Source organism: Bifidobacterium sp. ESL0745 (assembly GCF_029433335.1).
Lineage (GTDB): Bacteria > Actinomycetota > Actinomycetes > Actinomycetales > Bifidobacteriaceae > Bifidobacterium.
In genome coordinates, this window is sequence record NZ_JAQTHX010000001.1 from 1,628,868 (window position 1) to 1,651,578 (window position 22,711).

A 22,711-nucleotide genomic window follows, 5' to 3' on the forward strand; every position below is an offset into this window, starting at 1 on the left:
ACGGCCGACTTACGCCGGCCGACCGCGATTGACGATCCGCGGCTCAGTTGCTGATCTGGATATCGTCCAGATCGAGCTCTTCCTCTTCCTCGTTGGCACCCGCGGTGATGCCCGCGACTTCCTCCGGGGTGAGATTCTTCTTGATGAGCGCGTAGACGACGCCGGTGACCAGGACGTTGGCGGCGATGGCCAAGAGGCCGACCCACCAGTTCTTGCCCATGGTAGGCAGCATCAGGAAGCCACCGAACGGAACCGTCGCGCCTTCCCCGCCGGTCAGCGACATCAAAATCGCGCCTTCACACACACCACCACAGGCAGCGGCGACGATGCCACGGACGATGTCGTTCATGACGATCGGGATGGAGCCCTCGACGATGTTGACCACGCCCATCGGCACGGCGGACTTCAGGGTCTCCACCTCTTCATGCGTGTAGATGTTCTTGCGGAAGAGCTTGGCGACGAGATAGGCGAAACCGAAACCGATCGGGGTCGCAGTGTTGGTCAGCTGCAGGGCGGTGACCGGACCGTTGATGCCCTGCGCCTGCAGGGTCAACGCAAAGGCGAATACGGTCTTGTTGATCGGGCCGCCGAAATCGACGATGGACAGGCCGCCGATGACCGCGCCGAGCGCGAGGTTGGAAGCGCCGTTGAGGCTCTTCAGGAGGTTGGTGAGCCAGTCGGTGAACCACGAAACCGGCGTGCCGATGACGTAGACCATCAACAGGCCGCTCAACAGCGATGCAATGAACGGCACGATCAGTGTCGGCATCAGGCCCTTGGCCCAGTTGGGGACCTTGAAATACTTCAAGACCGCGAAGGCGAGCCAGCCGGCGATGTAACCGCCGATGATGCCGCCGATGAAGCCGGCGCTGATGGCCACGGCCGCGAGGCCGGTGACGAAACCGGGGGCGATGCCGGGCTTACCGGCAATCGAGAAGGCGATGCCGACGGCGATGATGACCGGCAGCAGGCCAAGCGCCTTGCCACCCAAGGTCGCGAGCGCCTGGAAGAAATCGAACTTGCCGATGACCAGCGTGTCCTGCGCCTTGCCGCCGAACGCCATGCCGATGGCGATGATGAAGCCGGCGCCGCACACGATCGGGATCATGTACGAGATGGCGGTCAGCAGGTGACCCTTGAAATTAGCTTTTTTCCAAAAATCCTTCATAATTGACTTTCCTGATCCCTTTTACTTTCCTGCGATCTCATGCATCTTGGCGATGAGCTTCTTCGGGGACTTGATCGCGGTCTCGGTAGAAACCTTGACGACTTTATGGCCTTTGAAACGCTCTTCGCCGGAAATCTTGACGTCCACCGCGAGGATGGCGATGTCGGCGTCGTCGATCTCTTCCTGCGTCAAGGCGTTCTCGATGCCGATGGTGCCCTGGGTCTCGATCTTGATCTCGTCCCCGGCGGCCTTGGCGGCGTCCTCGAGTTTCTGCTGGGCGAGGTAGGTGTGCGCGATACCGATCGTGCACGCGGTCACTCCAACAATCTTCATGTTGTTCTCCTTGTGATTTCAGCGATCATCGATGATGATCATTGATATTGCTTTCTTGATTCGGGCCTTGCTCTGTTGCCCGGCCCTTCAAGTCTTTAAAACCGGTATTCGAACCGCCGGCTAAGGTACATAACCCTGCGCTTCGGTTTCCGGTTTCCGGTTTTCTAGTCCTGGGTCAGTGCCGTGATGACGTCGTCCACGCTTGCGGCCTTGAGCAGGGCCGAAACGACCTCTTCCTTGCCGAGCTTGCGGGCGAGCATCGAAAGCAGCTGCAGGTGGCGCTTGCTGCCGGCATCGTCGGCCCCGACGGCGAAAAGCACCACGACTTTGGCGCCGGTGTCGTCAAGCGATTCCCACTCGATTTCGTCGTGCAGAATGGCGATGGCGATGCCGTTCTTCCTCACGGTTTCGCTGCGGCCATGGGGAATGGCGACATGCTCGCCGATGCCGGTGGCCCCTTGCGTCTCACGCTCATAGATCGCCTTGACGAACTCGTCGACGGAGGCGATATAGCCGTTGTCGCACAGGCGCTGCGAAAGCTCGCGGAACACCGCTTCCTTGCTGTCCGCATGGAAATCGGTGACGATCGTCCCGCGGTCGAGTGCCTCATTCAGTGATAAAGTCTCCACTGCTGTTTTCCCTTCATTCATTGGTTGCTGGTTGTTTGAATGCAAGCCGGTTGCCGGTTGCCGGTGGTTGATTGCCAGCCGGTCGGTTGTTGGTTTGGATTGGTTTGGATTGGTTTGGATTGGTTTGGATTGGTTTAGATTGGTTCGGATTGGTTCGGATTGGTTCGCTGGTTGGCCGCCCGTCAAGTGATGGGCGACGTTTGGTTGGGTCGATCGCTTGCGAAAACGACGAACGTTTCGTTTTGTGTTTCATCACCATCCGGAATCCCCATCAGGCCTCAGCACGTCTTCGACGTCCGAAAGCGGACCGGTAGCGATTTTTCGCATGGCCTCGTCACAGGCAAGCCGGTGGTACAGGTCCTTCAACGGCTCGATATCGGAGGCGACAGGATCGCCGGGTATCAGCGTGAAAAGCACACGGTCGACGGCTGCCGGCCCCTGCCACCCTGTACAGACCCGCTTGAGCTTGAGGAACACCATTGCGGTCTCAACCACCGAATCGCTCTGGATATGCGGATTCGCAAGGGTCGGAGCAAGCAGGGTCTCCCCTGCGTATTCGCGGCTTACCAGCAACGCGGCCACATTCTTACGTTCCGCAACCAGTCCTTTTTGCCACGCAAAGTCCGCAAACCAGGCGAACAACAACGGCTTATCACAAATGGATAAAACGTCCGACGGCTCCCATTCGATCAGGCACTTCATCGCAGCACCGCCTTTCGACGGATCGTGTCGGCCTTGCGCTCCATACGTTCCTGGTCCTCGAGGGTGAGCATGGCACTGACCACAAGTGTCGGCACGCCGATTGTGTCCGCGAGGTTGACGGTGGAAATCACCAGGTCGACTTCCGGGTGCTCTTCAAGCGCAGTTTCCAGATCTTTGGTGGCCACCGTCATGACGATGTTAAATTGCGAGAAGCGACGCTCGATTTTCGATTGCAACAGCTGTGCAGTGCCCAATCCCGTGGTGCAGACCAAAAGGATATTGACCGGCGTCTGCTGGCTTTCCAACGCCTGTGCGAAATAGACGACGATGAAACCGACTTCCTCGTCATCGATCGCTGCCAGCCCGAAATGCTCGGCCATACGCTTTGTCGCCTGCTTGACCACGTCGAAAAGCCGCGGATACTCCAGCCGTATCTGCTCAAGCAGGTTGTTCTTCACCTTGATGCCATTGGTGAGCCTGTTGAGCAACGGTTTCATATGCTTGGCAAGATTCGAGTAAAGCTCATCGCATTCGATGTTGCTGTAGCCGGGATCCGCTGTCACTTCGTCAATGAGATAGCGTGTGACCTCGCGCACCTTGTCGGGGATGTCCTGCGAACGCGCCAGTCCATTATCGATTCTCGATGAGGTGAGATATTGATAAAGGTAATACGTTTCGATTTCCGGAAGTTCCGTGTCGAGATATGTATCGAGATTGCCGATGATCTTGCGGCACACATCCGCCATTTTCGGATGCTTGGCGAAATCCTCTTGCGCCTGCGCACTGAAACCGTCTTCGGCAAGCAGACCGACCTTGCGGTGCCGTTCGATCAGGATGTAAAGGTGAGTGAACAGGTTGACACTGTAAGGGTACGGAATTTCGGCGCGGGTCAGGTCCTCGATCAGGTCGAGCTGATGGGAGACGAACGCCGCGTCGCGCTGGTGGATGCGCTGGTCGGGCTGCATGAACCTGCCGCTCTCTTCCACGTTGTCGTCGTCAAACAGCAGATCGGTGATGGCTTTACGGACGTTTTTTTCCACGCCCGAAACCCAGACGTAGTCGTTGACGTGTTCCAACGAAAGCGCGAATCGTGAAAGGATGTCCCGCAGGGTTTTCATATCAGAGGCGATGGCGGAATCACTGATATAGAATTTCCCCCACAGCTCGCAGATACGGTAGCGTTGCGGCGAGGTCATCAACAGGCGCTTGAGCACTTCGTCCCGACGCTCGACCGGCGTGAGCTTGCCGACGCGCTCGAACCGCTTGGCATCAGCCTGCTTGTGCTCGAAATAATGGCGGTAATTAAGCCGGTAACCACGCCCGCGCACGGATTCAACCATCACGCCCTCGCCTGAGTAGCGTTCGTTGATCTGTGAGACCAGTCGCGTCACGGTTTTGGTGGAGACGCCGAGCATGGCCGACAGTTCGGTGCCCGAAACGAATGTTCGCCGGTTCAACAGATATTCGATAAGATGCTTTTTGCTGTCAGTCGTCATCGCCACGCCTCCTTACTCGTCCGATGCTAATGAAACAGGGCGGGGAAACTCCGGCTTGACGTGCACAAGTGAGTCCGTAGCTAACGGACAATTCCCCCATAACCCAAAATGGGCATGAGGGTATATAGTAACCAATTATTTTTGGGTGAGGTGGAAGCGTAAAGGCTTTAAATCATGCGGAAAATATGATAATGCATGATTTATATTCGACATAAACAGATATGTCTAAATAAATTGTCGAATTGTCGAATTGCGAGTCTGTCCGGCATCTGTAATGACCACTTTTTACTTACTTGCTGCCGACAGCCAGCGAGAACGGACGGGGCACGGGGTCAATTTGAGGAAAACAAAACGCGACGAGCCTGCAATCCGGGCGAAATCAGCGGTCAGACTTCGACCTGCTGCATTTCCACCTTAGGATCCTTGCGAATCTTGATGGAGATTAATGTAATGCATAGCGCCACCAGTGCAAGCACAATCACCAGGCCGAAGGCGTTGGTCGCGCCCGCCGCGGACGCCGCCTTGGCATCGTGTGGAATGTGGGCCTCGCTCAACGAAAGCGACGCCGAAAGCACCGTGGTCCCCAGCGACCCGGCGTACTGCTGCAGCACATTGAACAGCGAGTTGAAATCGGTCTGCTGCTCTCCCGAAACGAATTTGCTGGCATCCGACATCGTGTTGCCGTAACCGAAGTTGAAGCCGGCGCGCATGAACATATAGAGCAGCGTCAGAATCACGACGGTCGCCTTGCCAGTCAAGGCCCATAGGGCGCTCGCGCCGATAATCAGCGAGATATTGGAGACCAGCAGCACCAGCGTCGGGCCGCGGCGGTCGTAAAGCCTGCCGACGAACGGGGCGATGAATGCGCCGAGCAACGAGCCGGGCAGCAGCATCAAGCCGGCGGCCAGCGAATTGATGCCAAGGAAGTTCTCGGCGAAAACCGGCAGCAGGAACGAGCTGCCGATGTTGATGAACTGCAGGATGGAATAGTTGGCGCCACGAAGGGCCACGATCGGCTTCTTGAACAGGCGCAGGTTGAGCAGCGGGGACTTGAAGCTCAGGCACCGCCAGACGAACAGCGCCAGCAGGACCGCCGCCACGCAGATGGCGATGCCGACCTTGTACGACCAACCGCCGTTGGCGCCAAACTGGTCGAAAATTTCGGTGAAGCTCAACATGAAGAAGCTCAGCAGCACCAGCCCGATGCCGTCGAAGGATTCGCTCGCCCCTTCGGCCTTAAGCCTCAGATTGCCTTCGCCAAGTGCCCAGGCCACGACAAGCAGCGGCAAGGTGAATACGAAGATGATGCGCCAAGAGAAGTAGTAATTGATCAGACCGCCGTAGGTGGGCCCGAGCGCGGGTGCGAACGACGTGACCATATTGGCGACGCCGATGTAGGCGCCGCGTCGGCTCACCGGAACAAGGGAAAGGATGACGTGGATCATCAACGGCGTGGAGACGCCGGTGGCCGCGGCCTGAAGCAGGCGGCCGAGCAGCAACAGCCAGTAATTCAGGGGCAGGCAGCACAGCACCGTACCGACAAGGCTGACGATAACGGCGCAACGGAAGAGCAGACGAGCGTCGAAACGCTTGAGCAGGAACGATGACGTGCTCATGACGATGGTGACCATCAACAGGTAGCCGGAAGTCAGCAGCTGGATGGTCGAAAGCGGCAGGCCGAATTCGCGGGTCATCGTCGGGAAAGTGACGTTCAGCGAGGTCTCCGTAAGGATACCGGTGAATGAAAGCAGGGCCGCCGCGGCGATGGATAGTTTTGTCTGTGTGGAAACACGTTCTTCTTGCAAATTCGTTAAACCTCAACATACTTCTGCCGCAATTTGGCATTGAAGGGTGTGACAAATAGTCGGCGCGTCCCGACCCCCCGAACGCGCAACTTATCCATTATACGCCAAGTATCGTTATCACTTCAAAACATTTGTGTGTTCAATGAGGCTAATGAAGTCTGAGAGGCGACACACATTCCCGACTTTTACCCGCAGACATTCCGGTAGGATTCAAAAACGCTTTGGAAATTTTAAAAATATCAAAAATACTGATAGTTCATTTAAAAGAACAATCCATTATCGGAAAGCATCAATCAATTTGCGCAAAATTATGATAATTGGATATAAAAATTCCTCAAGTGATAGACTAAATGTGCAATAACCATACAATGAGGAGGTTAGATCATGGTAGATCGTCTTGATGGCAAAGTCGCATTGATTACCGGAGGCGCTTCCGGAATCGGACTTGCCATCGCCAAGAAATTCGTCGACGAGGGCGCACAAGTGGCACTTGCCGATATCAATGCAGATACCGGCGAAAAAATCGCGGCACAGATCGGCGACAATGCGATGTTCGTCACGCTCGACGTGACCCAGGAAGACCAGTGGGAGGCGGCGTTCAAGGCCGTTATCGCAAGGTTCGGCAAGGTCAACGTCGTAGTCAACAACGCCGGTATCGCCATCGGCAATAACATCGAGGACATCCCGCTTGAACAGTGGAACAAGGTCGTGGCCATCAACGGCACCGGCATGATGCTCGGAACCAAACACGGCATCCGAAACATCAAGAACTACGGCGGCGGTTCGATCATCAACATGGACTCGATCGAAGGCTTCATCGGCGAATCATTCAACCTCGCCTACGACTTCACCAAGGGTGGCGTGCGCATCATGAGCAAGTCCGCGGCGCTGTACTGTGCGGAGAAGAAGTACGACATCCGCGTCAACACCATCCATCCCGGATACATCCACACCCCTATGGTCGACGTCACTCCCGATTTGGTGAAACTTGAGGAAGCGAAGACCCCGTTGGGTCACCTCGGCGACCCGAATGACATCGCCTACATGGCTGTTTTCCTGGCCAGCGACGAGTCCAAGTTCGCAACCGGTTCCGAATTCGTGGTCGATGGCGGCTACATCGCTCAATGATTGTGGTTTGAAATCACTGTTTCACTGTTGTCGCGGAACCCTACCGCAGCTTTCCGTTACGGTAGGGTTCCGCATATCTCATGGCAGAAAACCGATTTTAAAGCCAAGAATTCCGGTTTATCACTCTTCGAGGCAGAAACGCCCTAGTTCGGATACGAAAAATCCCGCCTGCACGATTTGACATGCGGCGGGATTTTCCTTGCTTAAGCTTGCGGTTTCTAAACCGCTATACATACAAACCGAAAATTACTCGGCGACGACCTTGACGGTGAAGTTCGCGGAGATTTCGGGGTGCAGGGCCACGGTGGCGGGGAATTCGCCGGTGGTCTTGATGGTCTCGACTTTGATCGCCTTCGGATCGACAGCAGCCTTGGACTCAAGAGCGGAAGCGATGTCCATGGTGGAAATGCCACCGAACAGCTTGCCGGACTCGGAAACCTTGGCGCTCAATTCGACAACGGTGCCGTCGATGGCGGTCTTGGCGGCCACGGCGTCCTCACGGGTGGCCACGGACTTGGCGAGCCTTGCGCGCTTCATCGCTTCAATCTGGGAAGCGGCACCCTTGCTCCACGCGAAGGCGAGGCCTTGCGGAATCAGGTAGTTGCGTGCATAGCCGGACTTGACCTCGACGACGTCACCGGAGTGACCGAGGTTCGGAACGGACTTGGTAAGAATAACCTTAGTTTCAGCCATTGTTCTTGCCTCCTATCAGCGGCCGTTGGTGGCGTACGGCAGCAGAGCCATCTCGCGCGCGTTCTTGATGGCGCGAGAAATCTCACGCTGCTCCTGAATACTCACGCCGGTGATGCGACGCGAACGGATCTTGCCGCGATCGGAGATGAACTTGCGCAGCAACGCAGTGTCCTTGTAATCAATCTCGGTGATCTTCGCAGCCTTCAGCGGGTTCGGCTTTTTCTTAAACGGCTTGACTGGTGGTTTTGGCCTTTTACGTGACATATCAATGTCTCCTTAACACTTGTTTAAAACGTCTATATCTTGCTTTTGAACTTTACTGGCACGCTAACGTGCCTGGAAACGTTACCGCTAGAACTCCGGCTCATCGGAACCCGCGCCGAAATCGGAACTGGCTCCAAAGGTCGAGAATTCGTCGCCGGAATTCGCGGAACTGCTCCACGGATCGGTTCCGGTAGCCTGGGATTGGCCGCCTTGCTGTTGCGGCGCGGCCGATGCGCCACCGGAGTAGCCTGCGCCACCCTGATAGCCGCCATTGCCACCGGCACTGTAACCGCCACCGCTATAACCGCCGCCATTGTTGGAGCCGCCGTTATAGCCTCCGTTGTTGCGGGAACCACCCTGGAACCCGCCATTGGAAGAAGCGGAGGACTGGCGCTGCACCTGTGCGGTGGCATAGCGAAGGGACGGTCCGATCTCGTCGACCGTCATCTCCACGACTGTGCGGTTGCTCCCGTCATTGGCGGTGTACGAACGCTGCTGCAAACGGCCCTGCGCAATCACGCGCATGCCCTTGGAAAGCGACGACGCACAATGATCCGCCATATCCCGCCACGCCGAACAACGCATAAAGAGGGCGTTGCCGTCCTCCCACTGGTTCGTCTGACGATTGAACGTACGCGGCGTCGAAGCAATCGTGAAACTCGCCACCGATGCCCCGCTGCCGATCGTGCGCAGCTCCGGGTCGGCGGTCAGGTTGCCGACGATCGTGATAACCGTATCTCCTGCTGCCATGACGTGCCTTCCTCAACAGTTTTTGGCGTTCTCTCTATGATTCAGAGAGAAGCAAAAAGCAAATAGACTAAATTTTAATATTTCCCAATACGGGCTTACTTGACATCCTTGCGAAGAATCTTCGTGCGAATGACGGACTCGTTCAGGTTCAGGACGCGGTCCAGCTCATCGTTTGTTGCCGGCTCGCAGCTGTAGTTGACCACGACGTAGTTGCCTTCGGTCTTGCCATCGATCTCATAGGCAAGCTTGCGGCGTCCCCAGATATCAGGGTCGGAAACGGAACCGCCCTCTTTGGTGACGATTTCCATGTACTCATCGGTCAGCTTCTTCAGGGCTCGTTCGTCAAGCTCCGGATCGGCGATGAACATCAGTTCATATTTGTGTGCAGACATCACCCACCTCCTTCGGACTAAAGTCGGCCGCGGTCTTTCCGCGACAGGAGTGTGTATGCGTGCCATCTCAAGGCGCAAAACCCGCGCCAGACATAGCTTTTCTATATTACGGGCGGGTTGCGACAGAGAATCGGAATTCCTGTTGAAATCAAGAAACGAAATCGGGAGAAAACATTCCCCCCAATTCGGGCATCCACCGACGCTTACTGCAAACCACAGATCTAGTCAACCTAATTGTCACAACTTAACACAATCAAACCATGAGAGTATCAGCTATCGATCTTCACTCCCTTGGAGTCAGGGCCATCGAACGACGGCATAGTAAATGATTGTCCTTTACTCAGCATCTGAAGAGCATAAGTACGATCATCCTCGCTCTTGTCTTTGCTATTGTAGAACCCATAGAATGTCTTATCGTACACGGGATAGGCTCCACTGGCACCAGCAAATCCCATCACCCGATCTCCCTGTTTCCACTTAGGAGTGTCATAAAAGGCTTGGCCTTTTCTGCATATGCCACTGTCAGGGCACTCGTCTCCCTCCTTATTAGTAAACATTCCGTAACTATGGTGATCGGTATCCTTTTTGTCGCCATCATCTTCACGTAGCTTGCCATCATGTGTAAAAAGCAACTGATTAGCAGTAAAATGCAACGTCTCATAGGTTGTCGTATTGCCAGTGTCATCGGTAGTAATGGACAGACTAAAAGGTTGTGGCTCCGGATTCTTGAATTTGCTCATCTCAATATTGGTCAGTGAGACTTTCAAATCAGACAGTTCTCGTTTACAACCGGGATCGGCAGCACTTGCCTCGTAATGGGCCCCATACAGGTCATAGTCCTGCTGATCTCCAACGGCAACACACGCCTTTTCGTTTGGATCATTTATCTCCCGCTCAAGACTCTGTATAGTCTTATTGACATCATCCTCACGCTTTTTGTTTTGTTGAGCGAACTCTTCACGTGCCGAACTTTTCAACTTAGGCAGCAGCTCATTATCACTCATGCCACGAAGACTTGCATATGTGAACTCAGAGGGATTGACATCATAAGTCGTCACCTTCCCTTTTTCGAATACCAGTACCACTCGTATAAACGAGTTCTTGGTCGGCTTGTCGCCAATGAACCAGATAGATCGCCCACTGTTAAGATACTTGGACAGGACGGTCGGTTTCATCGGCTTCTCTTGCTTCTGTTGAGATGATGTAGTAGGACTCTTTGTTCCATCGCTCTGCGATGTATTTTTTGTCTGTCCACAAGCAGACAATCCCATCAGCAATGCCACACCGCAAATCGCCACCATGATTTTTCTAACGCGAAAACCTTTCATAAATCCTCTCTTCTCAACTATCGGATTCTTTTCGTTAACCAGTCTATCCCCGGGATCCAAAGTCATACAACACCATTACCGACCGAAATATCATTTTCAGCGTTCCCCGCAAAACCCATGTCTTCCGTCACCGAAACCCCGCAGTTCGGGCAATGCCGCATGTCGGACGATTTCGTTCACGACACCTGGTTCTGCAGCTCTCCACCCGCTTTGCAGAACGCGTCACCGTCCTGCACCATGCTTCCGTACTTATTGCAACGATGCATTCTCTTTTTCTCCCTTTTGTTTATAACCATGATACCGTCTATGAATGCTCACTTACCCCAAGAAGTGACTGTGCCTGCAAAAACAGGAAATGACAGAGAAATTTGTTGAAATTCCAACGAATACGATTTGCTGTCTTCTCCTTTTGCAACCAGGGTTTCAGGCTCATTCAGTAAGGAATCCCTCATCCGTTTTTTCCTCTGAATATCTCATGCTTTCGCGACGCGAAAAATCCCTACTGTTTTCTACCACTCAATCTAAACGTCAATGAACTCGGTAGAATGCGACTATTTATTTATCTTAAAAATGATGGTTTACCACGGTATTTGTCTACTGCGAAAAGCGATATGTCAGCGACTGTCAAAGCGCAGATCGACGTGATGCCAAACGTGATCGTAAGTTCCAGAATCCGCGTCCAACCCGCCACTACGGATTTGCGCGGGGGCGGCTGTATCATAGGAGAGGTTTCTTATAATTCATCCTTGCCCTATTGGGTTCGACGTCTGTGTGTCGGGCTAACAATTCGGGCATAAGGTCAATGTATTGGAAGGCGAGATATGTCGGCAATTCTCGATGGTAAGCCCAAAAAACGACTGGCATTGGTGACAGGTCGGGCGTATCCCGAGCAGGCCGAGGCCACGGCGGAATGCCTCGGCACGGTGCCGCTTGAAACCACTGCCTACGACTTTGCGAACGGCGAGATGTACGTGCGCTATACCGAACCGGTGCGCGGTGCCGACGTTTTCGTGCTGCAATCGCATACCGACCCCATCAACAAGTGGATTATGGAACAGCTTTTGATGATCGACGCCCTGAAGCGCGCATCGGCCCGTTCCATCACCGTCGTCGCCCCGTTCCTCGGCTATTCGCGCCAGGACAAGAAGGGCCTGGGCCGCGAGCCCATCACCGCCCGCCTGATGTTCGATCTCTTCCAGGCGGCCGGCGCCAACCGCATCATGACTGTCGACCTGCACGCCTCGCAGGAGCAGGGTTTCTTCGATGGTCCCGTCGACCATCTGACCGCGATGCCGGTGCTGCTCGATTACGTCAAGAACTCGATGCCGCTCGACAACGCGACCATCGTTTCCCCTGACGCGGGACGCATCAAGGTTTCGGAACGCTGGGCGGCCAAGCTCGGCGGGTTGCCGCTGGCCTTCATTCACAAGACCCGCGACGTCACCCGTCCGAACCACGCCGTGGCCCACGGCATCATCGGCGAGGTGCGCGGACGCGACTGCGTGGTCGTCGACGACATGATCGACACCGCCGGCACCATCTGCGAAGCCGTGCGCACGCTACGCGAGGCCGGCGCAAAATCCGTGACGCTGGTCGCCACTCACGGGCTCTTGTCTGGTCCCGCCGTCGAACGGCTCAAGGGCTGTGGCGCTCGCGAAATCGTGTTGATGGACACCGTGCCGGTGCCCGAGGAAAAGCGTCTGCCGAACATGACCGTGCTCTCCATCGCGCCGCTGCTGGCCGCCGGCATCCGCTCGGTCTTCGAGTCGGAATCGGTTTCGGGCCTCATGGACGGGCTGCCCGAGGACATGCACCCGCGCAACATCTACGCGTGAAGACGCCGCGTAAACATCTACGCGCGAAAGCACCACGCCGTCCACGCTCTCACCATCACCGCTGATGACGGCAGGAAATGACCATTCCCAACATATTTTTCGTTCATTTCCTGTTGTCAAAATCGATTACGGCAGGATTAAGGCAAAAACACACGGATTCTTGTTCATTTTCTCCCGTTGTGAACCCATCAAAGCACGATTGGGACAGTAAAGTAACAATTTTCGTTCATTTCCTGCCGCTATAGGTGGGAGAACGACGGTTTCAGCTGGGATCCGGGGCGATTAGCCGGGGCCGGAGAATCAGCCAGGACCACAGCGATTCAGCCTGAGCCGGGGTGACGAACTCAGAAACGGAATCCTGGCCGAGGAAAATCTGATTTGACTTCTTTGATAAAACGTTTCATCCTCTATAGTAGCTTTTAAATCTTCGAGTTACTGCATCGCTGCGAAACGAGGACAATATGAACGCGAATACCATATCCATGCTTGATCGCATTTCCGGTTCAATCAGCATTGTGGGATCAATGAACGCGGACTATACCGTCACCGCCAAGCGCCTGCCAAAACCCGGCGAAACCATTGCCGGAGGCCCGCTGCGCATCCTTCCAGGCGGCAAGTCGGGCAACCAGGCTGCGGCGGCCGCGCGAATCGGCGCGAGCGTCAGTATGTTCGGGGCCGTGGGGAGCGACGCCAACGCCGACTTCCTGCTCGGCAAGCTCAATGACGCCGGCGTGGACACAACGCACGTCCGCCGCGCCGACGGCGCCAGCGGCACGACCGTGATCACCGTCGACGACAACGGCGAAAACACCATCGTCTATTCGGCCGGTTCCAACGCAACCGTCAGCGTCGACTACATCGAAAGCCGGAAAGACGTGCTGCTCAAGTCATCGGTGCTTGGCCTGTGCCTGGAAAGCCCGATCGAAACCGTCACCGCTACGGCGAAAATGTGCCACGACGCGGGGATCAAGGTGCTTTTGAACGACTCCCCCTTCACCGACAAGCTGCCAAACGAGCTCATCGCATACTCGGACATCCTTCTGGTCAACGAACACGAGATGGCGCAACTGCTCAACATCGCCGAACCCAAGAACGACGACTGGCTGGGGATGGACTGGAATTACATCGCCCATGTCATGCACGATTTCGGCTTCAAACAGGCCGTCGTCACCCTCGGCGCTGACGGTGCGATCATCATTGAAAAGGATCACACTTACCACGTCGACGCCGCAAAAATCAACGCCGTCGACACCACCGGTTGCGGCGACGCCTTTATGGGTACCCTGCTTGCGGGCCTGTCCTCGGGCTTTTCGCTCAGCGACTCCGCGTCACTGGCTTCTTACGTGGCCGCCTACGCCGCCACCGGATATGGTGCGCAGGCTTCGTACGGAAGCGCAAAGCAGATTAAGGATTTCTTCACGTGTCCAACCCAGCAGAACGCATAAAACACCCTATACATGAATAAGCCGCATTAAAGGCCCGCAGCCTTGATTTCCGGCGGCTTCTCACCGATAGGTTCGTCAGCTTTGAATGGTGCGATGGCGTGCCGCCGCCGCTGTTGACTTGCCAGTGCGAAGCCACCATCAAAGGCGATGCCACAATAACGAAAAGCGGAAGTCATGAAGAAAAAGATTAATCTGGTTAATCCACGGACAGGCAGGGTCGTACATGGTGAGTGCTGACCCTGCCGTTTTGTTAATCTACCGCGCTTCAAATCAGACTTTACATCGCAGCTGTGTATGGAATTTCCCTATGACCCTACCGAGACAATTATCGAATCAGTGAAATCGAAAAGAAACAAAAAATCGGCATATTCTTATTATTATGATAGGGACAAAATCTGATTCTTTAGTCGCAAAAAAGCATACGATCAGAACGGCTAGGGATGACAACGCGGCTCAGCGTCGAGAACATTCCAAACGCCATCACCAAAAACTCTGGCTGCCTGATCAACCGGGGGCCTGGGCAATGGCGCTGTTCCCGGCTATCGGAGGAATCGTGGTCGGCGGGGTCTCCTGGCGCAATGTCTGGCTGACGGCGGCATGGACGCTGTGTTATTGCTTCCAATTCAGCGCGGCTCGATGGCTGGGCGTTCGTGCGCACGAAGCCAAGGACGTGCGGAAACGTCATTCAACCATCTATTTCGTGCCGGCGGCCGTCTACCTCATCATCACCGCCATTGTCGGCATTCCGGTTTTCGTTTTCGCCCCGAAACTGTTGTGGTGGATTCCGGCCTACGCCGTTTTGGCGGTGCTGTCGTTCTGGGCCGCGTGGAAGCGAAGCGAACGCACACTGTGGGGCAATGCCGTCGCTGTCATCGCAGCCGGAGGCATGGCCCTGCTTTCGGCCTCTCTTGGATCACGATTCTTTGTACCCGCCGCGCCGCACGAACGCTTTACGTCACGCCTGTCGCCGGTCTTGGCTCCCAACAGCGCTGCTGCCACAGACCCGAACAGTCCAGCTGCCGTGGCGGTATATCAAAGCAATCCCTTGCCCGGTCCGCACTCCGCAGGCTTGGCACAATACTATTTCAGCTCGCCGCTGTTGCCAAAAGCCGGCGTCATCGCGGCACTCGCGTTTATCCTTACCGAATATGCTTCAGTCTTATTCGTCAAGACGATGATTCGTGAACATGGACACGTCGGTTATTATGCACTCTCCATCGGCTATCACGTTTTGCTTGTCGCGCTCGGTTTCACAAGTCCGACACTGCTACGTGCGGCAAGCGGCCTCGCACTGCCTCGCAGCACTTTTGCCTCTACTTTGCTTTGGGGCGTTCCCACCGTCATTTTGCTGCTGCGGGCCACGATTTTCCCGCTGACGCATAAGCGCATGAAACCTGTGCACATCGGCATGATCGAAGCCGCCACGAGCGTGATGAACCTCGTCGTCATTGCACTTGTGCTGATCTGAACTTTCGAATTCAGCGTGAAAGATAGGGATTACCGGCGACGACGAAGCGTCGCGGGCGGTCCTTGGCCTTGCTGATACCAATGCGCTGTGTTGTTTCAATGTGTTCGCAGGAGCGCAGGGAGCCAGTTTCGAGGCTCAGCGGCGGCTTGCGCAGGTCGTGGCCGTAGAGGTCCATGGTGATGCCAAGCGACTTGCAGATCTTGCCGGGTCCGTTGAGGCAGTCCTTGATACGCCGGCCACCGCGACGCTTTTCGATGATTTCGACGGTTCTGCTGTCCATCGGTTCGGCGGCGCGAATCAGCGCGCCCGCGCCGAAGCCTTCCTCGAACGCGGTGACGTTCATGCAAAGGTTCATGCCGTAAACCAAATAAATGTAGGCATGACCGGACGGGCCGAACATTGCGCGGTTGCGCTCGCTTTTGCCATGGAAGGTGTGACTCGCCGGGTCAAGCTGGTCGTAGGCCTCGGTTTCCACGATGCGCACAGTCAGCGTTTCGCCGTCAATCTCACGGATCAATAGACAGCCGAGAAGCCCTTGCGCCACGGTTTCGGCGTCCTCACTCAAAAAATCAGGGAACATGGTTCCATTGAAGCCCATCCCCAAGAATTCAAAAGTCGCGGTATCGCCCCTTCTTGGCGCGCCAAGAACCCCGAAAAACGGCAAATTGTCCTTCAATCTTCGAAAAATGGCCAACTTGGCGCGCCAAGAACCCCTATTTTGGGCATATTAAGCATGAATCTCCCGAAAACGGGCCTCTTGGCGCGCCTACATACCCCAAAAATTAAGAATTAATGAAATGGATGATTCGGAACTTTTCAAAGCGAATGACACACACCGGATTGTGGCAGGTTATTGACGTCGCGCAAGCGCTGACAAGTCGACACCCAGCAGATGTGCCTCTTCGGCGGTTTTGCCGGTGACCAGCAGATCCGTGCCGCGCAAATCGGCGACGGTTTTCGCACCAAGCAAGGCCATCAGCGAACGCACCTGAGCCTTCCAACCGTTGATTTCGACGGTCAGCCCGGCTTCTCCGGAGGCGCTCAGCACTTGCAGGAAGTGACCGGAGACACCGACAGCCTGTGCGCCCAACGCGAGCGACTTGACCACGTCAAGCGGGTTGCGCACACCACCGGACGCGAGTACGGTAACGTCGATTCCGTTGGAACAATTCTGTCTGCGGTCGGTTTCATTCGCGCTATCCGCACGCAAACCAGCACCGGCAGCGTCAAGTCGCTTGGCGCCATTTGCGCTTCCACTGGAACAAGATGCAAAGTCGCGAGAGCTATTAACGTTTTCTGCATTACACTTTTCAGGTATCAATGAAAGCAAGCACAACGCCGTGGACTGGCCCCAACCGGCCATGTAACTGTACTCGTGACCTGCGCGCCGCGCGTTCTCGATACGCGCGAAATCAGTGCCGCCCCTGCCGCTGACGTCGACCGTGCGAACGCCCAACTCGGCCAACTGTCCTACGGTTCGCGCGCTCATGCCGAAGCCGACTTCCTTGACCATCACCGGCACCGGCGAAGCCTTGACGATGGCGGCGATGCGAGACGGCCACGCCTCAAAATCGCGCGACCCCTCAGGCATCACCAGCTCCTGGGCGGCATTGATGTGGATCTGCAATGCATCAGCGCCAATCATCTTGACGGCCTGCAGCGCGTCTTCAACGCTCGCCGACAGCCCGACATTGGCAAAAACGAAGCCAGACGGATTATGCTCACGGATTGTGGTGAACGTTGGTTCAAGTTTGGAATTACGAATGGCGACGGATTGTGATCCTGCGGCCATGGTCAAACCGGTCGAGGCAGCGACACGTGCGAACGCAGCGTTGATAGCTCCGGTTTTGGTTGATCCGCCCGTCATCGCGTTGATGTAGAACGGCACGTCCCATTTTGCGTCGCAGACTTCGGTGGACATGTCCACTTCGACTACATCGACGCTGCCCAAGCTGTGATGGACGAAAGCGAGGTCGTCAAAAGCGTTGCGTTGCTCGTCGCCGTGTTCGGCGAGCGCAAGACGCACGTGGTCGTTCTTGCGGTTCGATCCGGCCCCGGAAACCCGCGAATCTTCGTTGAAAATGTGGCCTGCCACGGCGTTCGAGAGCGGCAGATTCTGCGTTCCCGAACCGTCGACACCGGCACCGCGAAAACCAGCGATACCAGCACCGTCAACGTCATTGACACCGCGGGTACGAGGGATATCGGCGATACCATCAATGCCAGTGGCCTCGCCACCGCCAACCCGTTCCGAAAAATTTCCTTCGGTGCGCATGCTTTCGGCAATTCCGCCGAACATGTCCGGAATGGTACCCGTCCAATCGGCCAGCTCGACCTGTGGATCATGGACCGATAAATCCAGCGGAACGATGCTTTTCTCCTGCCAACCGCGCGTAACGGCGTCGCAATCGGCGGTCGGTCCGGCAATTGCGATGCCGCAGTCGCCGCCGCCCGCACCGGAACTTTTTGCCGCGGCACCATGGCTTTCGGCCACTTCGACCAAATCACGTAAGGCTGGCGTTTCGATGACCACGCCCGTAAATGACGACAGGTCCTGCAACAGCTTGCGTGCCTCACGCACGCGGGCGATGACGGCCTGCTCGTCGTTACCGATCAAGGCTTGCGCCAAGGCATCCACACAGGCATCGCTGCCGTTAAGAAAGTCCTGATACATCCGCTCGTGTTCGGCGGCGCTTTGCTGCTGGACATGGCCTACCAGCGAGGGCGTGGAGGCGGGGTTGCCGGTCCATCCGACCATCAGGCGCAGACTGGATCCATCCCCGAACGTCTGAAGCCGCGCGATACTCAATCCCGGCCACGGCATGTCAATCAGGTCGCTCAACGCAGTATCCTGCAGGCGATTGGTGACCCACTGCCGGTCAACCGCCGTGAAGCGGATGCAGCCGCCGAACAGGCTTGCCGCCAAATCGCCACCGGAACCGACCTTCTGTGCTCGGCTGGCCGAGACGAACGCCAGTTTGTATTGCTGCATCGGGTCAAGTTCAAGGCCATAGAAGGCCGTCAGCGCCTTCATCATCGCCACCGTCACCGCGGCCGACGAGCCCAGGCCGTACTTGCGCCCGGAGGCGTCGTCAAGTTCGCTTTCGATGTTAACGTCGTAGATTTTGAGGTCCTTGCCTTGCTGCTGGGCCAATTCCTCAACCGCGTGGATGACGGAAAGAACGAACGCGGCGCCCGGCTGCTCCACATCGGGCACCGCACGTCCCGCACGACGCCGCCATGTAACCGATGCCTCAGGATGACCTGCGGAATGGATACGGCCGACCGGATCGACACCAAAAGTCTGGGGTTGTTCGTGCTCGGTGATGCGAGCAGTCAACAGACGGTTGACGGCAACGAGAATCGCGGGGTGGCCGTGCTCGACTACGGCATATTCGCCGGCGATATAAAGCTTTCCAGGAGCCGTTGCCACGCTGCTTTTCGGTTCCTGGGCCTGCTTATCGCTCATCGTTATGCCGTTCCTTCCCTCTCATATCGCGGGCACGTTGCAATTTGACCTTCGCGTTACGTTGAGTATCACCGTGTGATACTTTTCCCCAGGTCGCACGACGCACCTAGCTATCCTTACTCAATGTAGACGTAACCGGCACGTCGTTGAACCTCATGGGCACACTCTGCACCAAATACCCCGATAATCTGCGCAGCACCGCCACATTGCAGCCATTGCCAACTTCCTGCGTATACGAAAAATGGGAATGTTCATAGCCCCGCAATCGAAAACGGTTACTATAAAAGCACGTGCAGATTCATAACGACAAAGGAGCTATCATGCCAGTCATCCACACCCACGTTTCCGTTTCCACCACACCGTCGCAGCGCGAGGCCCTGAAAGCCGCGTACGGTAAGGCCATCACCGCCGTCCCCGGCAAGACCGAGAGCTGGCTGATGTGCCCGTTCGAGGACAACATGCCGATTTACTTCGGTGGTACCGATGACAAGCCAGCGGCCTACGTCGAGGTGAACGTGATGGGCGCGCCCGGCAGCGTCGACCGTTCCGTTTGGGAATCGATGTCGAAGCAGATCATGACCGCGCTCAACAAGGAGCTCGGTGTGCCTGAGGACCGCACTTATATCCGCTACACGGCCACAGGCGACTGGGGCTGGAACGGCGGCAACTTCTGATTTTTGCGCCGGCGCTGAATAGTGCCGATAACAATCATTTAAAGGCGATAAACCAACCAAGCATTTTATTGGTTCGGCTCATCGCCTTGTTGTTATGGAGTTGCTCAAGAATTTTGACAGCTACTTCAACCGGCAAGCATTGCCCAATCGTTTTATGGTTTCAATGCAATCACGCCACCGGCTACCGCGTGAACAACAGGCAGGCCACCGAATTCCGCCGATGGGCCACGGCCATGCTGTCGGCTGCAGGAACTCCACGGCCGATAGATACAGTCCGCCTACTTGAAATCGAGATAGCGTGCGAAAGCGCGGGGATGGTCTTTACCGTTATTGACGTTGGCGAAACCGAAAAGCGCCGATTCCGGCAGACCTTTGGCCTTCCACGTCTGTGAGCGGGAAAGGTCGAAAGCGACGGCGGTTTTGGCACTCGTGGCAGGGTTGCCTTGCGCGTCGACCAGAACCCCCATATCCAAATAGTGCTTGAGCTCTGAAGCGGTGAGCACTTCCGACGGCTTGTTGACCAAGCCACGTTTATACAGCGTCGCTATCGTCTTCTTGTCGGAAATCATCGCGTTGATCTGGCCGGCGGAAATCTGGGTCATGATTTTCGCGGAATCGTCGGCATAGCTGTTTTTGGCGATGTGCAGATCGCTGCCGAAATCGATCAGGCGCGAGTCCTTGATGTTGTCGTATTTGACGAATCCGTCTTTCAACGCGCTGATTTGCGACGAATCCTGGTGCATATTCACTGCTTCGAGTGTGAACACCGGGGTGGGTGGCTTCGTCAGATACGTGACCACCAAGGAAACGACGATGACAACAGCCGCGACGATCGCGACCGTGCCCAGCAGGAAATTCTGGACGAAAAACGAGCCTTTCTGACCTGCGGGCAGCTGGCGGAACGTGGTCCACTTGGACTGCCTGACGTAGACATTGTCTTTCGCCAGCCCGGAAATGGCCGTAAGCTGGTCGGCATTCAGCTTGTTGGTGCCCGAAGGACCTTGGACGGCGGACTTGCCGTCGGCGGATTTCTGGGCCGAAGCCTTGCCGTCCGCAGGTTTTTCGCCAGCAGACTTGTTGCTTGTTGACTTAGCTTCCAAGGATTTGCCGCCTGCAGACTCGCCGCTCAACGTCTCGCTCTCTACGGATTTGCCATCTACAGTCTTGTCATCCGCAGACTGGACATCCAACGACCCGCTGCCATCTGCAGCCTTGCTGTTTTCAACCTGACCTTGTGGCGACTTGCTTTCGTCATCGGCGTCATGCTCAGCCATGCGACGGCCTCAGACGATTTTCGGCATCGGGGTGGTAAGCGAGGTGGTGAGGTTGACCTGCACCACGCCGGCGCCGAGATGCGGCTCGACTTTTTTAAGAGTGACGGTGCGTTCGTCGGTTGCGGCGGAATCGTCGTCGGTCATGGTGGCCGGGGACTTGACCGCCACCACCGCGAGGTCGTCGATACTGGTGCCGACGCCGTTGCAAAGCTCGGTCGCTTCGGCAAGAGACTGCTCGAATCCCAGCTTGAACAGCACACGGTCCGCGGGAACGCCGTACGCGTTGTTGGCAATCCATTTCACGTCCTCGACCAGGCCCATGCCCTTGTGGCTGGCGCGATTGTCGGCAGCTTCGGGGTCGGCGGCATCGGCGGGGGCGTCTAAGACATTGACGGTGCTGGCATTGGCGGAATTATTTGTATTACCAATCGCACCGACAAACGCATCAAGCTGCGGAGCCAAAGCCTCGCCTCCGTCACGGAACAGGTTGCCGATGATCGGGTCGCGGAAGTTGAGCGACTTCGCCGTGTCGCGCAGGGAATCGATCTGGTCGTCTTCGCCGTCCCAGAGATTGACCAACGGGAAGGTAGGAATACCAAGGCTTTCGAGGCGATGGACGTGGAACGGGTAGCGCCAGGCGAGCTTCGGGTCGTCGCGCCAGGTCGAGGCGCGGGTGACGACCACAGCAGCCGCCGGCCACTGAGCTCCGAACTCGCGGCAAGCGATGTCAAGCCATTTCTGGGCGCCGGCATCGGCACCGTATCCGGCTTCGACCACCACGACGTCGTGCAGCGCGCAGGCCATTTCCACGGAAATCAGGCTCGGAATGCCAAGCGACACGTTGGCGAAGGGGCCGCAGTGCACATAGACCGGGGAGCCGTTGACGGTTTCGGTCTGCGCCGGCTTCACCGCGTCACCGAGGATACCGGTGATGCGCCAAAGGTCAATGAATTCGCCGAAGGTAACGGGGTTACCGTCCTTGGTGCCGGCCACCATTGACGAAACGCGCTCGGCAATCTCGTCCATGGAATGCGAGAGCACGACAATCTGCATGAGCTCGCAGGTCGGGGTCAGGACGACGCGCTCAGGCACGTTGCCTTTGCCACGGTCGACGGCGATCTGGCGCAGCGAGCGCGAGGGCACTTCCGAGACGCGCGGCACGAGAATCGTGTCGATACGGCCTTCGTCAATGGCCTTCTCCGCGAAGGAGACCAGCAGGTTCTGCGCGTTTTCGATGGCGGCCATTTCGCCGCACAGACCCCAGTCAATCAGCTCGGGATGGGAAAGCGAGGACTTGCCGCCGCCCGATGCCCCGCCCTTGGAACCGGCCGCGGTGATGCCCATGCTCGGCTGACGCAATACGGCGGTCGCGTCGATGCCACGGGCGCGCAGCGCGTCGATCAGCGCGATGGTGGTGGTGGTCTTCCCTTCACCGCGCGAAGCCTTCAGCGGCGTATCGGCAGTAACAAGGATGACCTGTCCGTGCTTGCGCGGTTCGTCGGCGTGGTTCTTCAAGTAATCGAGATAACCAAACGCATCGATTTTTTTGACCAGTCCATATTGGGTAGTGAATTGATCGATCAGAGCCATGCCATACCTGCTTTCAACGCGCGTAAAAACTATCCAAAGTTGCTAGACTCTATCACTGCCAACGCAAAGCTATTTCAGCGAATCAACGCTGCCGATAAACCCGCAACCAATACCCAAAGCCTATCAGCAGCCGCGCCCGCAGGTGGGACGCATGCCAAAAACAAAACCCTCGATCCCAAATCACAAAACTATTCTGACGAAAGATAAAATAGCCACGAATTACTGGGGCGATGCTACGCGTGATGAAAATGCCGAAACTCTCGAATCA

General features: G+C 56.3%; 22 protein-coding genes. 5 read left to right on the top strand and 17 right to left on the bottom strand.

What is annotated here, in order from left to right; translation table 11 throughout:
- Positions 1 to 43 precede the first annotated feature (43 nt).
- The 7 genes from PT275_RS06555 to PT275_RS06585 form a co-directional block, all read right to left on the bottom strand.
- The gene (locus tag PT275_RS06555; RefSeq protein WP_277153458.1) at positions 44 to 1,168 is read right to left on the bottom strand and encodes a PTS fructose transporter subunit IIC; all 1,125 of its coding nucleotides are present in this window, start codon (positions 1,166 to 1,168) and stop codon (positions 44 to 46) included.
- A gap of 21 nt (positions 1,169 to 1,189) precedes the next feature.
- Positions 1,190 to 1,501, bottom strand: a complete 312-nt coding sequence (locus PT275_RS06560; RefSeq protein WP_277153460.1) for a fructose PTS transporter subunit IIB — start codon at positions 1,499 to 1,501, stop codon at positions 1,190 to 1,192.
- Positions 1,502 to 1,665: 164 nt separating this feature from the next.
- On the bottom strand, positions 1,666 to 2,130 hold the full coding sequence (locus PT275_RS06565) for a fructose PTS transporter subunit IIA (RefSeq protein WP_277153462.1): 465 nt from the start codon (positions 2,128 to 2,130) through the stop codon (positions 1,666 to 1,668).
- 13 nt (positions 2,131 to 2,143) lie between these two features.
- A complete protein-coding gene (locus tag PT275_RS06570; RefSeq protein ID WP_277153464.1) occupies positions 2,144 to 2,389 on the bottom strand; it encodes a hypothetical protein in 246 nt (81 codons plus the stop codon).
- Positions 2,383 to 2,832 (bottom strand): PTS sugar transporter subunit IIA, encoded by a 450-nt coding sequence (locus tag PT275_RS06575; protein ID WP_277153466.1) that lies wholly within the window; start codon positions 2,830 to 2,832, stop codon positions 2,383 to 2,385. The genes PT275_RS06570 and PT275_RS06575 overlap by 7 nt, the downstream gene beginning before the upstream one ends.
- Positions 2,829 to 4,328, bottom strand: coding sequence for a PRD domain-containing protein (locus PT275_RS06580; protein ID WP_277153468.1), 1,500 nt, complete (start codon positions 4,326 to 4,328; stop codon positions 2,829 to 2,831). The genes PT275_RS06575 and PT275_RS06580 overlap by 4 nt, the downstream gene beginning before the upstream one ends.
- A gap of 386 nt (positions 4,329 to 4,714) precedes the next feature.
- Positions 4,715 to 6,133, bottom strand: a complete 1,419-nt coding sequence (locus PT275_RS06585; RefSeq protein ID WP_277153470.1) for an MFS transporter — start codon at positions 6,131 to 6,133, stop codon at positions 4,715 to 4,717.
- 384 nt (positions 6,134 to 6,517) lie between these two features.
- Here PT275_RS06585 and PT275_RS06590 point away from each other — a divergent pair, with 384 nt between their 5' ends.
- Complete coding sequence (locus tag PT275_RS06590) at positions 6,518 to 7,261, top strand: glucose 1-dehydrogenase (RefSeq protein WP_277153472.1); 744 nt, start codon at positions 6,518 to 6,520, stop codon at positions 7,259 to 7,261.
- 246 nt (positions 7,262 to 7,507) lie between these two features.
- Here PT275_RS06590 and rplI read toward each other — a convergent pair whose 3' ends face one another.
- The 5 genes from rplI to PT275_RS06615 all read right to left on the bottom strand — a co-directional run bounded on the left by rplI (position 7,508) and on the right by PT275_RS06615 (position 10,754).
- Positions 7,508 to 7,954: a 50S ribosomal protein L9 gene (gene rplI, locus PT275_RS06595; RefSeq protein WP_277153474.1), complete on the bottom strand. Its 447-nt coding sequence runs from the start codon at positions 7,952 to 7,954 to the stop codon at positions 7,508 to 7,510.
- A gap of 15 nt (positions 7,955 to 7,969) precedes the next feature.
- On the bottom strand, positions 7,970 to 8,218 hold the full coding sequence (gene rpsR, locus PT275_RS06600) for a 30S ribosomal protein S18 (RefSeq protein ID WP_277153476.1): 249 nt from the start codon (positions 8,216 to 8,218) through the stop codon (positions 7,970 to 7,972).
- 87 nt (positions 8,219 to 8,305) lie between these two features.
- Positions 8,306 to 8,968: a single-stranded DNA-binding protein gene (locus tag PT275_RS06605; RefSeq protein ID WP_277153478.1), complete on the bottom strand. Its 663-nt coding sequence runs from the start codon at positions 8,966 to 8,968 to the stop codon at positions 8,306 to 8,308.
- A gap of 95 nt (positions 8,969 to 9,063) precedes the next feature.
- Positions 9,064 to 9,360, bottom strand: coding sequence for a 30S ribosomal protein S6 (rpsF, locus tag PT275_RS06610; protein ID WP_277153481.1), 297 nt, complete (start codon positions 9,358 to 9,360; stop codon positions 9,064 to 9,066).
- A gap of 269 nt (positions 9,361 to 9,629) precedes the next feature.
- Positions 9,630 to 10,754, bottom strand: a complete 1,125-nt coding sequence (locus tag PT275_RS06615) for a hypothetical protein (protein WP_277153483.1) — start codon at positions 10,752 to 10,754, stop codon at positions 9,630 to 9,632.
- 755 nt (positions 10,755 to 11,509) lie between these two features.
- Between PT275_RS06615 and PT275_RS06620 the strand changes: the two genes are divergently transcribed.
- Together PT275_RS06620 and PT275_RS06625 are read left to right on the top strand one after the other, a co-directional pair.
- Positions 11,510 to 12,523 carry a ribose-phosphate diphosphokinase gene (locus PT275_RS06620; protein ID WP_277153485.1) on the top strand — a complete coding sequence of 338 codons (1,014 nt, stop codon included), beginning with the start codon at positions 11,510 to 11,512 and terminating at the stop codon, positions 12,521 to 12,523.
- 461 nt (positions 12,524 to 12,984) lie between these two features.
- Positions 12,985 to 13,968, top strand: a complete 984-nt coding sequence (locus PT275_RS06625; protein ID WP_277153487.1) for a ribokinase — start codon at positions 12,985 to 12,987, stop codon at positions 13,966 to 13,968.
- A gap of 26 nt (positions 13,969 to 13,994) precedes the next feature.
- Here PT275_RS06625 and PT275_RS06630 read toward each other — a convergent pair whose 3' ends face one another.
- On the bottom strand, positions 13,995 to 14,144 hold the full coding sequence (locus PT275_RS06630) for a hypothetical protein (RefSeq protein WP_277153490.1): 150 nt from the start codon (positions 14,142 to 14,144) through the stop codon (positions 13,995 to 13,997).
- A 203-nt stretch (positions 14,145 to 14,347) separates the two neighbouring features.
- On the opposite strand from PT275_RS06630, the gene PT275_RS06635 reads away from it, so the two are divergent.
- Positions 14,348 to 15,436 carry a YwiC-like family protein gene (locus PT275_RS06635; protein WP_277153491.1) on the top strand — a complete coding sequence of 363 codons (1,089 nt, stop codon included), beginning with the start codon at positions 14,348 to 14,350 and terminating at the stop codon, positions 15,434 to 15,436.
- A 10-nt stretch (positions 15,437 to 15,446) separates the two neighbouring features.
- On the opposite strand, the gene PT275_RS06640 is transcribed toward PT275_RS06635, so the two are convergent.
- Together PT275_RS06640 and PT275_RS06645 are read right to left on the bottom strand one after the other, a co-directional pair.
- The gene (locus tag PT275_RS06640) at positions 15,447 to 16,016 is read right to left on the bottom strand and encodes a DNA-3-methyladenine glycosylase (RefSeq protein ID WP_277153493.1); all 570 of its coding nucleotides are present in this window, start codon (positions 16,014 to 16,016) and stop codon (positions 15,447 to 15,449) included.
- 270 nt (positions 16,017 to 16,286) lie between these two features.
- On the bottom strand, positions 16,287 to 18,905 hold the full coding sequence (locus tag PT275_RS06645) for a phosphomevalonate kinase (RefSeq protein ID WP_277153508.1): 2,619 nt from the start codon (positions 18,903 to 18,905) through the stop codon (positions 16,287 to 16,289).
- A gap of 320 nt (positions 18,906 to 19,225) precedes the next feature.
- On the opposite strand from PT275_RS06645, the gene PT275_RS06650 reads away from it, so the two are divergent.
- Positions 19,226 to 19,579, top strand: a complete 354-nt coding sequence (locus PT275_RS06650) for a phenylpyruvate tautomerase MIF-related protein (RefSeq protein ID WP_277153509.1) — start codon at positions 19,226 to 19,228, stop codon at positions 19,577 to 19,579.
- 278 nt (positions 19,580 to 19,857) lie between these two features.
- On the opposite strand, the gene PT275_RS06655 is transcribed toward PT275_RS06650, so the two are convergent.
- Both PT275_RS06655 and PT275_RS06660 read right to left on the bottom strand, forming a co-directional pair.
- Positions 19,858 to 20,853, bottom strand: coding sequence for a hypothetical protein (locus PT275_RS06655; protein ID WP_277153510.1), 996 nt, complete (start codon positions 20,851 to 20,853; stop codon positions 19,858 to 19,860).
- A gap of 9 nt (positions 20,854 to 20,862) precedes the next feature.
- Positions 20,863 to 22,443: a formate--tetrahydrofolate ligase gene (locus PT275_RS06660; RefSeq protein ID WP_277153511.1), complete on the bottom strand. Its 1,581-nt coding sequence runs from the start codon at positions 22,441 to 22,443 to the stop codon at positions 20,863 to 20,865.
- Positions 22,444 to 22,711: the final 268 nt, after the last annotated feature.

What these genes read in the sequence shown, in the direction of transcription:
- PT275_RS06555 (WP_277153458.1), bottom strand. Translation starts at nt 1,168, where the DNA reads ATGAAGGATTTTTGGAAAAAAGCTAATTTCAAGGGTCACCTGCTGACC.
- PT275_RS06560 (WP_277153460.1), bottom strand. Translation starts at nt 1,501, where the DNA reads ATGAAGATTGTTGGAGTGACCGCGTGCACGATCGGTATCGCGCACACC.
- PT275_RS06570 (WP_277153464.1), bottom strand. Translation starts at nt 2,389, where the DNA reads ATGGTGATGAAACACAAAACGAAACGTTCGTCGTTTTCGCAAGCGATC.
- PT275_RS06575 (WP_277153466.1), bottom strand. Translation starts at nt 2,832, where the DNA reads ATGAAGTGCCTGATCGAATGGGAGCCGTCGGACGTTTTATCCATTTGT.
- PT275_RS06580 (WP_277153468.1), bottom strand. Translation starts at nt 4,328, where the DNA reads ATGACGACTGACAGCAAAAAGCATCTTATCGAATATCTGTTGAACCGG.
- PT275_RS06590 (WP_277153472.1), top strand. Translation starts at nt 6,518, where the DNA reads ATGGTAGATCGTCTTGATGGCAAAGTCGCATTGATTACCGGAGGCGCT.
- rplI (WP_277153474.1), bottom strand. Translation starts at nt 7,954, where the DNA reads ATGGCTGAAACTAAGGTTATTCTTACCAAGTCCGTTCCGAACCTCGGT.
- rpsR (WP_277153476.1), bottom strand. Translation starts at nt 8,218, where the DNA reads ATGTCACGTAAAAGGCCAAAACCACCAGTCAAGCCGTTTAAGAAAAAG.
- PT275_RS06605 (WP_277153478.1), bottom strand. Translation starts at nt 8,968, where the DNA reads ATGGCAGCAGGAGATACGGTTATCACGATCGTCGGCAACCTGACCGCC.
- rpsF (WP_277153481.1), bottom strand. Translation starts at nt 9,360, where the DNA reads ATGTCTGCACACAAATATGAACTGATGTTCATCGCCGATCCGGAGCTT.
- PT275_RS06615 (WP_277153483.1), bottom strand. Translation starts at nt 10,754, where the DNA reads ATGACTTTGGATCCCGGGGATAGACTGGTTAACGAAAAGAATCCGATA.
- PT275_RS06620 (WP_277153485.1), top strand. Translation starts at nt 11,510, where the DNA reads ATGTCGGCAATTCTCGATGGTAAGCCCAAAAAACGACTGGCATTGGTG.
- PT275_RS06625 (WP_277153487.1), top strand. Translation starts at nt 12,985, where the DNA reads ATGAACGCGAATACCATATCCATGCTTGATCGCATTTCCGGTTCAATC.
- PT275_RS06630 (WP_277153490.1), bottom strand. Translation starts at nt 14,144, where the DNA reads ATGACTTCCGCTTTTCGTTATTGTGGCATCGCCTTTGATGGTGGCTTC.
- PT275_RS06635 (WP_277153491.1), top strand. Translation starts at nt 14,348, where the DNA reads ATGATAGGGACAAAATCTGATTCTTTAGTCGCAAAAAAGCATACGATC.
- PT275_RS06640 (WP_277153493.1), bottom strand. Translation starts at nt 16,016, where the DNA reads ATGTTCCCTGATTTTTTGAGTGAGGACGCCGAAACCGTGGCGCAAGGG.
- PT275_RS06645 (WP_277153508.1), bottom strand. Translation starts at nt 18,905, where the DNA reads ATGAGCGATAAGCAGGCCCAGGAACCGAAAAGCAGCGTGGCAACGGCT.
- PT275_RS06650 (WP_277153509.1), top strand. Translation starts at nt 19,226, where the DNA reads ATGCCAGTCATCCACACCCACGTTTCCGTTTCCACCACACCGTCGCAG.
- PT275_RS06655 (WP_277153510.1), bottom strand. Translation starts at nt 20,853, where the DNA reads ATGGCTGAGCATGACGCCGATGACGAAAGCAAGTCGCCACAAGGTCAG.
- PT275_RS06660 (WP_277153511.1), bottom strand. Translation starts at nt 22,443, where the DNA reads ATGGCTCTGATCGATCAATTCACTACCCAATATGGACTGGTCAAAAAA.